Annotated in this window: 10 protein-coding genes and 1 other annotated feature; of the genes, 5 read left to right on the top strand and 5 right to left on the bottom strand. The window is 42.2% G+C overall.

The genetic code is table 11. The features are described from left to right. Nucleotides 1–469: 469 nt before the first annotated feature. Together sltY and trpR are read left to right on the top strand one after the other, a co-directional pair. Entirely contained in the window at nt 470–2,401 is a 1,932-nt protein-coding gene (gene sltY / locus VPNCDNU1_RS25070) for a murein transglycosylase (RefSeq protein WP_104402907.1), read from the top strand. Nucleotides 2,402–2,523: 122 nt separating this feature from the next. After that, the gene (gene trpR, locus VPNCDNU1_RS25065; RefSeq protein ID WP_101112315.1) at nt 2,524–2,826 is read left to right on the top strand and encodes a trp operon repressor; all 303 of its coding nucleotides are present in this window, start codon (nt 2,524–2,526) and stop codon (nt 2,824–2,826) included. Between the two features lie 53 nt (nt 2,827–2,879). On the opposite strand, the gene yjjX is transcribed toward trpR, so the two are convergent. From yjjX to VPNCDNU1_RS25040, 5 genes are all read right to left on the bottom strand, one after another. Further along, entirely contained in the window at nt 2,880–3,407 is a 528-nt protein-coding gene (gene yjjX / locus VPNCDNU1_RS25060) for an inosine/xanthosine triphosphatase (RefSeq protein WP_104402906.1), read from the bottom strand. Between the two features lie 266 nt (nt 3,408–3,673). After that, the gene (locus VPNCDNU1_RS25055) at nt 3,674–5,998 is read right to left on the bottom strand and encodes a putative bifunctional diguanylate cyclase/phosphodiesterase (RefSeq protein WP_104402905.1); all 2,325 of its coding nucleotides are present in this window, start codon (nt 5,996–5,998) and stop codon (nt 3,674–3,676) included. A gap of 247 nt (nt 5,999–6,245) precedes the next feature. Beyond that, nucleotides 6,246–7,415 (bottom strand): prephenate dehydratase, encoded by a 1,170-nt coding sequence (gene pheA / locus VPNCDNU1_RS25050; RefSeq protein WP_104402904.1) that lies wholly within the window; start codon nt 7,413–7,415, stop codon nt 6,246–6,248. A 15-nt stretch (nt 7,416–7,430) separates the two neighbouring features. Then, nucleotides 7,431–7,555: a sequence feature (Phe leader region), on the bottom strand. 114 nt (nt 7,556–7,669) lie between these two features. After that, entirely contained in the window at nt 7,670–8,002 is a 333-nt protein-coding gene (hpf, locus tag VPNCDNU1_RS25045) for a ribosome hibernation-promoting factor, HPF/YfiA family (protein WP_101112311.1), read from the bottom strand. Between the two features lie 378 nt (nt 8,003–8,380). Then, nucleotides 8,381–9,106 carry an outer membrane protein assembly factor BamD gene (locus VPNCDNU1_RS25040; protein ID WP_104402903.1) on the bottom strand — a complete coding sequence of 242 codons (726 nt, stop codon included), beginning with the start codon at nt 9,104–9,106 and terminating at the stop codon, nt 8,381–8,383. Nucleotides 9,107–9,242: 136 nt separating this feature from the next. On the opposite strand from VPNCDNU1_RS25040, the gene rluD reads away from it, so the two are divergent. The 3 genes from rluD (at nt 9,243) to clpB (ending at nt 13,696) form a co-directional block, all read left to right on the top strand. Beyond that, entirely contained in the window at nt 9,243–10,217 is a 975-nt protein-coding gene (gene rluD / locus VPNCDNU1_RS25035; RefSeq protein ID WP_104402902.1) for a 23S rRNA pseudouridine(1911/1915/1917) synthase RluD, read from the top strand. 1 nt (nt 10,218) lies between these two features. Further along, nucleotides 10,219–10,944, top strand: a complete 726-nt coding sequence (gene pgeF, locus VPNCDNU1_RS25030; RefSeq protein WP_104402901.1) for a peptidoglycan editing factor PgeF — start codon at nt 10,219–10,221, stop codon at nt 10,942–10,944. A 175-nt stretch (nt 10,945–11,119) separates the two neighbouring features. After that, nucleotides 11,120–13,696 carry an ATP-dependent chaperone ClpB gene (clpB, locus tag VPNCDNU1_RS25025; RefSeq protein WP_104402900.1) on the top strand — a complete coding sequence of 859 codons (2,577 nt, stop codon included), beginning with the start codon at nt 11,120–11,122 and terminating at the stop codon, nt 13,694–13,696. The last annotated feature ends 303 nt before the right edge of the window (nt 13,697–13,999 follow it).

Below are 13,999 nucleotides of genomic sequence, written 5' to 3'. Positions count from 1 at the left end.
ACCCAAGTCACTCAAAGATGCTAGGTTCAGCGCGTTTAGAGTTGGGAAAGAGCCATTTTTTGCACTTTACTCAATGCATTCAAGATACTTCAGTTTTCACATTGCTGGTGTGAAAGAAAAGCACCAGCAAAATTGAGCGTTAGATTACGATTCTCGATAACAAACCGTCTACTAACTGGGATGGGAAAAGAAATTTTACAGAATAGATGAGACTTTTTAGGAACTGCTTGATTAGATAAGAGTCTAGCTTAATGCCCTTATTTATCTATGTCCCCACGGTAATCAATTGGATTAGTTATCTTAAGGGCGAAATCGAATCTAGAATTATTCTTGATAGTCAGGTTGTCTCTAGCCTGAATTTAAAGTATCACTATAAAACGTTGTTCATAAAATTGTGCTCTTATAACTGAATTAAAATTGCCATGGATAAGCATTCATAAAGGCAAAGCTTTCAAAAGGACAGGTATTCATGCGAAACATTTCCCAGCGGATTTGTATGGCAACTTTCGGTTTACTCTCTACGTTCTCAACCGTAGCAGAAGAAGGAAGTGCACTCGTACAACAAAGGCTGAAATACGAACAAGCTCAGAACTTACTCGATGCAAGAAAAGTGGATGACTATCATGCAATGCGTTCGGATATTGCCGATTATGTGTTAACTCCGTATACCGATTATCGAGCATTTCTTGTCAATATTGGTGAACGCAATATTGATGAAGTCAGCTATTTTCAAAAGCAGTTCTACACTCTTCCATTTTCGAAAAGAATTCGCGCCGCGTATTTGGATGGTTTGGCTAAGGAAAATGACTGGAAAACTATTTACCGTTATCAACTTACCGAGCCTCGTGGTGAAACATACCGATGTTACTACTATTACTCACAGTTAAAGCACGGCGATAAAGCCGCAGCATTCGCTGGGGCAGAAAAATTATGGCTGAGTGGAAAGAGCGTTGTCTCTGCGTGTGATGATTTATTTGATGCGTGGGAAAAAGCCGGTAATAGAAGCGACGAAAAAATCCTCGATCGTATGGTGCTTGCCTATGAAGCTAGGCAAGGTCGAATGGTCACCTATCTGAAAAAACTTCCGGATGGGAAAAAAGCGAAAGCTGAAGCTGAAAAAATTTCCAAGCTTTATCAAAATCCTAAAGGTATTGGGAAGTTTGCCAAAAGATCCTACGTTACGCCAAGGAATCGGAAGCTCGCATGGCATGGCTATAGAAAGCTTGTTCGGACGGATACGAAAGAGGCGGTAAAACAGTTAGACCTTGTTGTATCGGGGCAGAAACTAACGTCGGACCAAAGGCAACAGCTGTCAGATTATACGGCATTTCGCCTCATCAATACTGATTCTAGCGAGTTGATTGCGTGGCGTGACAAGGCTATTTCGACAACGAAAAACAGTGACTTGTTGGAAAGAAGAATTCGCTTAGCGCTCCAGCACGCTGATTGGAAGGGGGTTGAAAAGTGGATTGATAAGCTTCCTTCAGCAAAAAAAGAAGATCTTCGCTGGCAGTATTGGCTGGCAAGAGCAGAAATTGCACAGGGACGAAATCAGGTAGGTGAGAAACGATTAGAATCAATGCTAGGTCAGCGCCATTTTTATAGCGTTGTAGCGGCTCAAACGTTAGGCACACCTATCAATTACGAAATAAGCAAAAGCGAACCGGATGCAAACTTAACCAAGAAATATCAAAAAACGCTGGATCGAGTCCATGAATTGATTGTGCTCGATAAAATTTCAGCAGCCAAAAGCGAATGGCAATGGCTATTACAAAGAAGTTCGAAAGAAGAAAAACAAGCGCTAGCGCATTATGCCGCGATGCAAAAATGGTCACATTTAACAGTGAAAGCATCTATTGCCGCTAAAGCATGGGACGAAATACATTTGCGTTTCCCAATTGCTCACCGATGGTGGTTCGAATTTTATGGGGACAAATACAATATCGAGCCGATAACCTTAATGTCTCTTGCTCGTCAGGAAAGTGCCCTAGATGTTCAAGCTCGTTCTCCTGTCGGCGCGCGCGGCATCATGCAAATCATGCCAGCAACTGCAAAATATACGGCTCGAAAATTCGGTATCCCCTATAAAGTGCCTAGTGAACTTCATGATGTGAAAAAGAACATTGAAATTGGTAGTCAATATCTTAGCTACCTTCTCGATCAATACGATGGAAATCGCATTTACGCGCTAGCGGCATACAATGCAGGACCTCATCGAGTGAAAAGGTGGCGTAAAAACAGCGACCAAAAATTGGATGTGTTCGCGTTTATCGAAGCCATTCCATTTAGAGAAACTCGCGGTTATGTGCAAAACATTTTGATGTTTGAGTCTTATTACCGTTTCTTGAGTGGAACGAAAGGGGATTTTTTGACGAAAAACGAACAGGAAGAAAAATACTAATTTGTCAGATAATTAAATCGCTTATATTTGAATTATGCCCATAGTACTTCATCTTTGAGGGCACTTGGGTATAAGCGATGTAGGGTATACAATATCTGGGATTGAGTAACAGAGAGAGTCTTATGTCACCAAAGCCAGAGTTTCAAAAGTGGCAAGATGTTATGGACTTGGTCGCTGAAGCTGCCGAACATGATAAGCATGGCATGCTTTTAACCATGTTAATGACGCCGGATGAAAGAGATGCGATTCAAGCCCGAGTGAATATCTTTAATGAATTGCTCAAAGGTAATTTATCCCAGCGCCAGATCAGTCAGATGCTGGGCGTAGGGATAGCGACAATTACACGTGGTTCTAATGAGTTAAAAAATAAATCAGATAACGATAAAGCCGTGTTAGAACAGTTACTCAAGAATACCCGTGAATAAGGTGGGTTCTAGAATGTGAAAAGGCAGCAATCTCGATTGCTGCCTTTTCTTTTCTATAAGTTATCAGGAAACAGATCGGGGTTGATAAAAGGGATAAGAGCCAAAATTAATGCTTGGTGATATACCGAGCTTCTAGTCAGCGCATTTCCCGTTAGCAGGGCAATAGCGCCTCCTTTTTGCTTGATGTTGTCTGTACCGAATGTTTTATCCATAACGTCACCTAATTCGATACCTTGATGTAACTGCCTCACAACCGTAGGGGGGAGAGGCAAGCTTGATGAGCGAGACTCGCCTCTTTTGTTTCCCGATTCTATGATCATCCACGCGAATGTGTCATTGCCTTCGTTACCTGCTTCTAAGCCGACATAAAATTCAGCCTGTGGCTTTTCAGCACGCGCATTCTTAACACGGTTGATAGCACCAGATTTCGTTTCACTATTGGACATGGGTTGGTCTGCCACTTCACTTGGAACTGAGATGCCTTCATATTCAAAATTTTCATTTGGAAGCACTTCCTTGAAAGCACTCTTAACCGCATTAATTTTGGCAGGGTTTAATGACGCGATTATTACTTTTTTCATTGGGCTGCATTCCTATAAATCTGTACCCAAGCAATCTGACCTGGGAAATCAGTATTCTACTTCATTTCATAGTCATAGAATCATAGAGCTTGAAAAGGTACGGGTATTTGGCTGCGTTAACGTATCTTAAATACAGAGCCCTAACGGAGACAGAAGATGAGGCTTTGCATCCTACATTTGAGGTTACTTGATGTTAGGGTTTATATATGACATTCGCGCCGATTCTGCATTGCTATACTTGTATGTAAGACCTTTGCCATTAACAACTAGCGAGAATTAAGTGCTGCTGTCCAGTCTTTAAGTCGCTCAATAGACATCGGCTGACCAAAGTAAAACCCTTGCATGTAATCGCAACCACTTGAGCGTAACCATTGGTGCATATCACGATTTTCGACGCCTTCGGCTGTTACGGAAATGTCTTGCGAATGGCACAATTCTATCAGTGGTTTAATGATGTGTTGCTTATTAGATTCCAGCATAGCCAGCAAAAACTCACGATCAAATTTTATTTTTTGAACGGGGTATTGAACCAATTGAGTGAACGACGTATAGCCTGAGCCAAAGTCGTCAATGGCTAATTGGAATCCTTGAGAAGACAATTCGTGAAGTAAAGGGTACCCCTGACTTCCTGCCGCGAACGTCTCTGTAATTTCAAAATCAACTTGTTCATAAGGGACGCGATATTGCTGTGCTTTTTGCTCTATAAATGTAGCTAGCTGACAGGAGTCGAGTTCAGCCGAAGAAAGGTTAATAGATAGTTGAACCTGGTTTTCAAACAAACTCTGCATTTGATGGTAGCCAGAAAATGCCTTTTCAATTACCCATTTATCAATGATTTCAAATAACCCCGTTTGTTCTGCCAAAGGTATGAATTCCGATGGGGAGACTTCACCAAGCGTGCCGGAGTGCCATCTTAGCAGTGCCTCGACTCCAACCACTTCCGTCCCTTCTGCATTCATATAGGGCATATACACCAAGGAAAACTCATCTTGATAATCGGCACGACGTAATGCTCGTTCTATGCTGCTAATACGTTGGACTTCTTTATCCAGTGCTTTTGAGTAAAACGTATATTGGTTTTTGCCTGCTCGCTTAGCTTGATACATTGCTGTATCAGCATTCGAGAGCAAATGTTCTACATTGTCACCGTCTGTGGGGTAGGTTGCAACGCCAATACTGACCGTAATAGGGAATGTACCAACTGGAGAGACAAAGCCTGCCTGTAAAGGTTGAAGAATGTTTTGGCAAAAGTGATGAATTAATGTGACGTCCAAATCAGTCCCGCAAAGGTATACAGCAAACTCATCTCCAGATAGCCGCGAAGACATGACTTTCACGTTGTGCTTCAACGATAAGCGTTCTTCTATCTGATTGAGGTTTTTAGCAAACTGGACTAAAAGAGCATCTCCAATTTTATGCCCATACTTATCGTTTACAAACTTAAAGTTATCTAGATCGATGTAAAGGATACAGTGCTGTTCTTTCTGGGCTGTGGGTTGAACTAAAGTTAATGCTTTTGCCACATGAGATTGAAAATAGCGACGGTTGGCCAATTTGGTCAATTGATCCATTTCAGCTAATTGCTTTGTTTTTTGGTAGTTGTCGGCCAGGCTCTGGTACATTTCGTAAAATTTATGCGAAAGGTGGCCGATTTCATCGTCACTGTCTAGGCGCTGAATGTTCGTTCGTTTGTGATCTTCGACTTCTCGCAGTTGCTTCGCTAGTCGAGTGATAGGGAATATAACGTAGCGATAGAAAAGTAAAATAAGCAAGGATACGGTTATCAATGAAGATAAACCAAAAGAAATTAATAGCTTAAATAGTATGTAACTGAGTTTGTTTTCAACCACGAAGCTAGAGGGATCTAACGTAGCCCAGCGGGTAGGAGAAAGCTGTACACTATGAGTCAACTCACGAGTTTGCGTCGGTGGTTCTAACGCGTATGTGAGAACGGTTAAGTGCTCTCGCTCCAAAACATGCCTTAAGTTGTCGTATTCCGTCGTTTCAATCATCGCTACCACAATGAAGTAATCTTCCGGAAGAGTACTTTGTTGTGGTGATGAAAATGTCACCTTATTGTATACATCATACTTTACTAATACGCCGCCAGCTTCCTTATTAAACAGGTACTCTGTTTGCGACCAGAGACCTGCCGTGACGCCATCTTTCACAAACTTTGTGATTTTCTTATCTAGCCAAGAATAAGGATCAACCTGATTCTCTACATAAAATAAGGTATTGAATTGATTGTCGAGTAACCCTAATGCAGCGAAATCGCGATTATGGACGGTGAGATCCGTTAATGTTTGGTGAAGGCTTCGGCTGAGTTCAAATTCTCGATAAGGGTTGTCGGTGTCGTTGAAAAAACGTTCGAGCACGTCACTGTGGCTTAAGGTATAGGTGTAACTATTAAGGAAGTTAGCTGCTTGCCCATAATGACTTGCGAGCTTTTCCATATTGAGTTGTATCGAGCTTTTTTCTAATTTTATTAGGGCAGTATGTTGCCCTAAGTAAATGATGTAACTTGAAATAGCGGCACTGAGTACAACGACTGGGATTATGAGAAGTAGGGTTCGTTTGCTGAGCTTCATTCTATATACATACGTTCCATCAATGAATACGACCTACCCAAACTGAGGAAAAACAAGGATCTGGAGATTGGGTTTTCACGCAACGCGAATAGGTGCAAGTTACCTTAAAATGGGTTTGTTGTAGTGTGAGAAATGACTTAACTTTAAGAATTGAGCGTTCTTCTTCGCTGAATAGGTTAGAAAATGGGAGTAAGCTCACTCTTTGTTTAAGAGTGAGCCATCTAGAGCTAGAACGGGATACTGTTCATTAACCTAAGGATACTTGTGTCGCTTCTACATTTTCGATCGGGTAACAGCCAAGCACTTTCAAGTGGGTGGTCAGCTTTATAACTTCTGAAATAGCATTATTCATTTCTTCAGAGTCGAGGTGCGCTTCTAGATCAATGTAGAACATTTCTTCCCAAGGGTTACCCATTATAGGGCGTGACTCCAATTTGGTCATATTGATGCCATATCGCTGCAATACTAGGAGAGTCTCGACAAGCGAACCTGCTTGTTGCGATGTGGACATTATCAGCGTTGTTTTTGCTGGGATCTGAGTAGACACTTCAACCGGTTTACGCGCAACCACAATAAAACGCGTGTGATTTTCGGTTTGGTTGGCGATATTACCTTGAATGGACTGCAAGCCATACAGCTTCCCACTAGAAGCATTACCAATAGCAGCGACATCCTTTCTGTCTAAGTCTTTCACTTTCTGCATTGCATCGGCAGTGCTGACACAAGATTCCAAGGTGACACCATTTAAGTGAGAGAGAAACTCACTGCATTGCTGATGAGGCTGTGGATGTGAGTAAAGCGTTTTTATCTCTTCGAGTCGAACATCAGATGTGGCGACAAGGCAATGTTCAATTGGGAGTGTCAGTTCACCTACGATATACAGCGTAGTATGTTGAAGTAGATCATAGACTTCGTTTATTGAACCTGAACTCGTGTTTTCAATTGGGAGAACACCGTAGTCAGCATGACCAGACTCAACGGTAGAAGCGATTTCTTTGAAATGTTCGCAATTAAGCTCAATGAGCTCAGTATTTTTACGGCTAAAATACTGATGGCTTGCTAAGTGCGAATATGAGCCTCTTGCGCCAAGAAATGCGACGCGAGCTAATGGCTTCCTGCTCTCACCAGGATTTAATAAGTTTTGTAGGTACGCCTGTTGCAGCAACACTGAGTCTTCAATGATGGTATGAAAAATTTTAGTGATGTATGGGGCATCTAACTGGTACTTATCTTTACCATTATTAATCAATTTTACGAGTAGTTGTTGCTCGCGTTTGGCGTCGCGTACAGGCTTTGATGTTTCAACTTTGCTTTTGGCTACTTCGATACTAAGTTCACGCCTTTCCGATAGCAATTTCAGAAGCTGATCATCCAGCTCGTTAAGGCGCGATCTTATACCGTCCAGTCTGTCTGTCATTTTGTTATTATCCTTATAAAAAAAGCCCCCCAATTTTGGGAGGCTTTCTGTTCGTTTTTGACTTTTCTTTCAGTAAACGACTTCTGCCCCCAATTCAGGAGATAAAAAAGAAGTCAAAAAAGAACAGGGTAATGGTTTGCATATTTACTGTTGTTTGGTGGGTGTTTATACACAATAAGCAATGCAGCTATATATCGTCAAGTAAAAAAATGGCGCCGTTTGGCGCCATTAAGTAGGACTAAATAAAGAAAGTGTTATTCGGTTTCTTCCAACTCAGGTTTATTGGAATGGCTGGCTCTACGAGCTTCTGGCTTATGACGCAGTTTGTTTAGCTGACGTTCTAGTTTTTGTTCGGCTTCATTAACTGCAATGTATAAGTCTTCATTTGTAGCTGAAGCAATAAGTTGTCCTTTTGGCACAGATATGATCGCTTCAATCTTCATTTGTTTGTTCGGCTCTTCACTGATGGTTGCTTGGCAACCAATAAACTCAACTTGCCATTTTTCTAGCTTTTTGAATTTACCTTCAATGTGATTGCGGATGGCAGAGGTGATGTCGATGTTTTTACCAGTGATGTTTACTTTCATATTGTTTTTCCTCTGTTTCGCCCCTCATTGGGTTAACTCCAGATTACTTATCCAGCCCGAAAAGAATGTGATCTGAATCAATGTCTTAAGGTGAGTATTTCTAATTGGATACGAATGTGATCTCAGACAAAACCTAGGTGGAATTCTTAAAAAAATACTTGTTGAACGGGAAAAAATGTTTAGATTGGTAAGGGTAAGCACGCTAGAAATACTCTATTTTTAGGGGGCGAATACGATTCAATGAAAACGACCGTCTAAAGTTTGTTCGCTAGGTATTTGTGATGTTAATCACATCAATATATCCCCCTTCTCTCCAATTGGCTTATTTGAAAATAAAAAAGCAGCCGAAGCTGCTTTTATGTATTCATGATGGAAAGCTTAAACAGGGTTAAGACTCATCAATTTCTCAGTTCGCTCTATCGCATCTTTCAAACCAAGCTTCTTGTATGCTTCTAACTGAATGGCAAGAGACTTGCGTGCCGCTTTTGTGTCTGGGAAGGTCTTTTGGAGTTCCTGACATCGATTAATAGCGGCAATCCAAGCTTCACGCCTCAGATAAAAATCGGCGGTTGCTAAATCATACTCTGCCAATCGATTCTTAAGAGAGAACATGCGTTGTTGCGCATCTTCAGCATAAGGGCTGCTTGGGTATCGTTGAAGTAGACGTTTGAAATCATTGAATGCTGATTTCACTGGCTCTGGATCTCTATCTGAACGATCAACATTAAATAAATCGTGCATAAAGTTTCTATCTTGAGCCATGTGCGTCAAACCGCGCATGTAGAGTACCCAATCTGACTTTTCATGTGTTGGGTTGAGTCGAGTGAATCGAGCAATCGTGGCTAAGCCAAGTGCCAAGTCATTGTTCTTATAATACGCGTAGATCAAATCTAGCTGTACTTGTTCAGAATAGGGACCAAAAGGATAGCGTGAATCTAATGCCTCCAATTTATCAATAGCGGTACGCCAGTTTCCCGTCTGAAGTGAAATCTTCGCATCAGAGTACAATTCTGCTGGTGGCACATCAGGCACAACCTCTTTGCTGCTAGAGCATCCAACTAGAAGCCCCAAAGCCAATAAGCCCGATAATGTATGCTTTTTCATGTCCGCACTTTGTTCCTTGCATTAAATATTTCTTGGTGTCCGTTACTTTCGTTCGGTTAACGGATACAATGACGCAATTCTATTATTTTATCCATACTAGTGGGTATTAGTCTCACGGTTTTTAAAAAAGTTCGATATGGCTCAGCAGATTGAATTAACAAGTACAGTAAAAGACAGCCAATTAGGCCAACGCCTAGATCAGGCTGTTGCCGAATTATTCACCGATTTTTCTCGGTCACGCTTAAAAGAGTGGCTTTTAGGAGGAAAAATCCAAGTCAATGGTGAGGTTGTAATAAAGCCTCGCGTAAAAGTTATGGGGGGCGAAGAAATTGTCCTTCAAGCAGAATTGGAAGATGAGGAGCGTTGGGAAGCTCAAGATATTCCTCTAGACATTGTCTATGAGGACGACGACATCATCGTTATCAATAAGCCTAGAGGTTTTGTTGTACACCCTGGCGCAGGTACACCTGATGGAACGGTTTTGAACGCGCTTCTTCATCATTACCCTGACATTGCAGAAGTGCCTCGTGCTGGTATTGTGCATCGTCTAGATAAAGATACAACAGGTCTAATGGTCGTTGCGAAAACGGTGCCTGCTCAAACTCGTTTGGTTCGTGCTTTGCAAAAAAGAAATATTACCCGTGAATATGAAGCCATTGCGATTGGCCGAATGACAGCAGGCGGTATGATTGAAAAAGGCATTGGTCGACATTCAACGAAACGAACACTGATGGCAGTGAGTGAACTAGGGAAACCTGCGGTGACACACTACCGTGTGGCAGAGCACTTCCGTGAACACACTCGTATTCGATTGCGTTTGGAAACAGGGCGTACGCACCAGATTCGTGTTCATATGTCCTACTTACAACACCCTTTATTAGGTGATATTGCTTATGGTGGTCGGGCTCGAATTCCAAAAGGTGCATCAGACGAACTGACGGATATGATCCGCGGGTTTGATCGACAAGCACTTCACGCTGTGATGCTTCGATTCGCTCACCCTGCAACCAAAGAGGAAATGGAGTTCCATGCACCTGTGCCTGATGACATGGTTCAAATGGCAGAAGCATTGCGCTTGGATGCAAAAGAAAATCCATTAGACGATTACTGATATGAAGTGGATTTCTCCGAATTGGGATGCTCCTAAGAACGTGAAAGCGCTTAGCTCCACGCGTTTGGGCGGCGTATCTCAAGGTTCTTACTCTGGTTTGAATCTTGGGACACACGTGGGCGATGCAAGCGATCTTGTTGCTGAAAACCGTTCTCGCTTAGTGACGGCATCCAGTATGCCTTCAGCACCAATTTGGTTAAATCAAACTCATTCAACTCATGTCGCGTCAATGGTTTCCACTTCAGAGGAAATCATTAACGCGGATGGAGTATTTACTGCGAAGCCCAATATTGTTTGTTCTGCAATGACAGCAGATTGTTTACCTGTATTGCTAACGGACACTAAAGGTACGCAAGTCGCTGCCGTTCACGCCGGATGGCGTGGTTTAGCTGGTGGGATCATAGAGCAAGCATTACAACACTTTTCTGGAGATGTAATAGCTTGGTTGGGGCCGGCGATTGGTCAGGCTGCATTCGAAGTCGGAGAGGATGTTGTTGAAGCGTTTACCTCTGTAAACGATCGAGCTATCTGCGCTTTCGAACAAGGTCAAAATGCAGGGAAATGGTTTGCAAACATGAGCATGCTCGCAACTCAGCGCCTCAATTCAGAAGGTGTATCACTGGTTTACGATAGTGGGCAGTGTACATACAGCGACCCTCATTTATTTTACTCTTACCGACGTGATGGCGTCACTGGTCGTCAATCCAGTTTTATTTGGCTGGAATAGTCCTCCTTTTATACAAAGCTATGTATATCTTGAACTGGTTCATCTGTATCTGTTCTTTTTAGTGAAATCTTTGGGTTCAGTAGGAATATATACTTAGTTCTTCCCCTTGAAATTGTAGTATGGCGTACCTATCTCCTAACCTAGTTAAAGAACATTAAAAAGGTTGGAGGTTGTTATGCGTCTTGATCGATTCACCAGCAAATTTCAGGTTGCTATTTCTGACGCACAATCCTTAGCGCTAGGGCGCGATCATCAGTATATAGAGCCAGTTCATCTTTTAGTCTCGCTTCTAAATCAAGAAGGCAGCACCATAAGACCTTTACTTACCATGCTGAATGTAGACGTTGTACAGCTGCGTTCAAAGTTGAGCGAGATGATGGATCGTTTACCTAAAGTCAGTGGTATTGGTGGCGATGTTCAACTGTCTTCTGCCATGGGCACATTATTCAACATGTGCGACAAGGTTGCTCAGAAGCGCCAAGATGCTTATATCTCATCTGAAATCTTCTTATTGGCTGCCATTGAAGATAAAGGTCCACTTGGCATATTACTTAAAGAGTTGGGATTAACAGAAGCTAAGATCTCAGAAGCCATCGAAAAAGTACGTGGCGGGCAGAAAGTGGATGATCCTAATGCAGAAGACAAACGCCAAGCGCTCGAAAAATTTACTATAGATTTAACCGAGCGAGCAGAGCAGGGCAAGTTAGACCCTGTGATTGGTCGTGATGATGAAATCCGTCGTACCATTCAAGTTCTACAGCGTCGCACAAAAAACAACCCCGTCATTATCGGTGAACCTGGCGTAGGTAAAACAGCCATTGTTGAAGGTTTGGCCCAACGTATTATCAACAATGAAGTACCAGAGGGGCTTCGAGGTCGTCGAGTTTTATCACTGGATATGGGGTCATTAGTCGCGGGTGCAAAATATCGAGGAGAATTTGAAGAGCGTTTGAAGTCTGTTTTGAATGAGTTATCGAAAGAAGAAGGTAATGTCATTCTATTTATAGATGAACTTCATACGATGGTTGGAGCGGGTAAAGGTGAAGGCTCAATGGATGCTGGGAACATGTTAAAACCAGCATTGGCGAGGGGAGAGCTTCACTGTGTCGGCGCAACAACTCTAGATGAATACCGTCAATACATCGAAAAAGATCCTGCTTTGGAACGTCGCTTTCAAAAAGTTTTGGTCGACGAGCCATCTGTTGAAGACACTGTGGCTATATTACGTGGTCTTAAAGAGCGATATGAATTACACCATCACGTCGAAATTACAGATCCAGCAATTGTTGCTGCAGCGGGTTTATCACACCGATACGTATCAGACCGCCAATTGCCAGATAAAGCCATTGACTTGATCGACGAAGCAGCTTCAAGTATTCGAATGCAAATCGACTCGAAGCCGGAATCTCTAGATAAACTTGAACGCAAGATCATCCAGCTAAAAATCGAGCAACAAGCTCTAGTGAATGAACATGATGATGCGAGTTCGAAACGCCTAAAAGCACTTAACAGTGAATTGGAAGTAAAAGAGCGTGATTACGCTGAACTAGAAGAAATTTGGAAAGCAGAGAAAGCGGCACTTTCGGGTACTCAACATATCAAAAGTGAACTAGAACAAGCTCGGATGGATATGGACTTTGCAAGAAGAGCTGGCGATTTAAATCGTATGTCTGAACTGCAATATGGGCGTATTCCTGAATTAGAAAAGCAGCTAGATCTCGCTACTCAAGCTGAAATGCAAGAGATGACTTTGCTTAAAAACAAAGTGACGGATGCTGAAATAGCAGAGGTACTTTCGAAACAAACGGGTATACCCGTTTCCAAAATGCTTGAAGCAGAAAAAGAAAAGCTGCTCCGAATGGAAGAAGTACTGCATAAGCGTGTTATTGGTCAGCAAGAAGCGGTTGAGGTTGTATCGAATGCGATAAGAAGAAGTCGAGCAGGGCTTTCTGATCCCAATAAACCGATTGGTTCTTTCCTATTTTTAGGACCGACAGGAGTAGGTAAGACTGAACTTTGTAAAACATTAGCGAGCTTTATGTTCGATAGTGAAGATGCCATGGTGCGCATAGATATGTCAGAGTTTATGGAAAAGCACTCTGTGGCTCGTTTAGTCGGAGCGCCTCCTGGTTATGTTGGCTATGAAGAAGGTGGCTATTTAACGGAAGCTGTGCGTCGTAAACCTTATTCGGTCATTCTGCTTGATGAAGTGGAAAAAGCGCACCCTGATGTTTTCAACATCCTTCTGCAAGTTTTAGACGATGGGCGGTTAACAGATGGGCAGGGTCGAACGGTTGATTTTCGTAATACCGTAGTGATCATGACGTCGAATCTTGGCTCATCTCGTATTCAGGAAAACTTTGCCACTTTAGATTATGAAGGAATCAAAAATGAAGTGATGGAAGTTGTAGGCAAACACTTCCGTCCTGAGTTTTTAAACAGAGTGGATGAAAGTGTCGTGTTCCATCCTTTAGGAAAAGCACATATAAAGTCTATCGCATCTATACAGTTATTAAGGCTTGGAAACCGTATGGCTGAAAAAGGTTATGAGTTGGAAGTATCAGATAAAGCGCTAGATCTGATTTCTGAGGTAGGTTTTGATCCAGTCTTTGGTGCAAGACCACTTAAGCGCGCGATTCAGCAAAGCGTCGAAAACCCATTAGCAAAAGCCATTCTTGCAGGGAAAGTGAATCCCGATAAGAAGGTACAGTTACTTGTAAACAAAGATAGAATCATTGCTCATCAAGCTTAAGATAAAATCGGTGAGTTAATAAAAGAGGGGTTTTCCCCTCTTTTTGCTTATATATAGTCCATCATGGTGTAATTCTGAGCAATCAAACGGTTAACATCATTTTTTTTTGATTTTGCACTTGCGCGTTGAAACTAAGTCCCTATAATGCCGCCTCGTTGTCACGGATTAATCGAGATATTAAGAGTGACAGCAAGACGGAATAACTGAGTTGAAAAAAGTGTTTGACACAACAACTTAAGTAGCTAAAATGTCCGTCCGCTTTGAGAAGAACCTTCGAAAAAGCAACGCTCTTTAACAATATAG

This window comes from Vibrio penaeicida (genome assembly GCF_002933855.1).
GTDB lineage: Bacteria > Pseudomonadota > Gammaproteobacteria > Enterobacterales > Vibrionaceae > Vibrio > Vibrio penaeicida_A.
The sequence above is the reverse complement of the archived record's forward strand: the minus strand, read 5'-3'. Positions and strand labels throughout refer to the sequence as shown.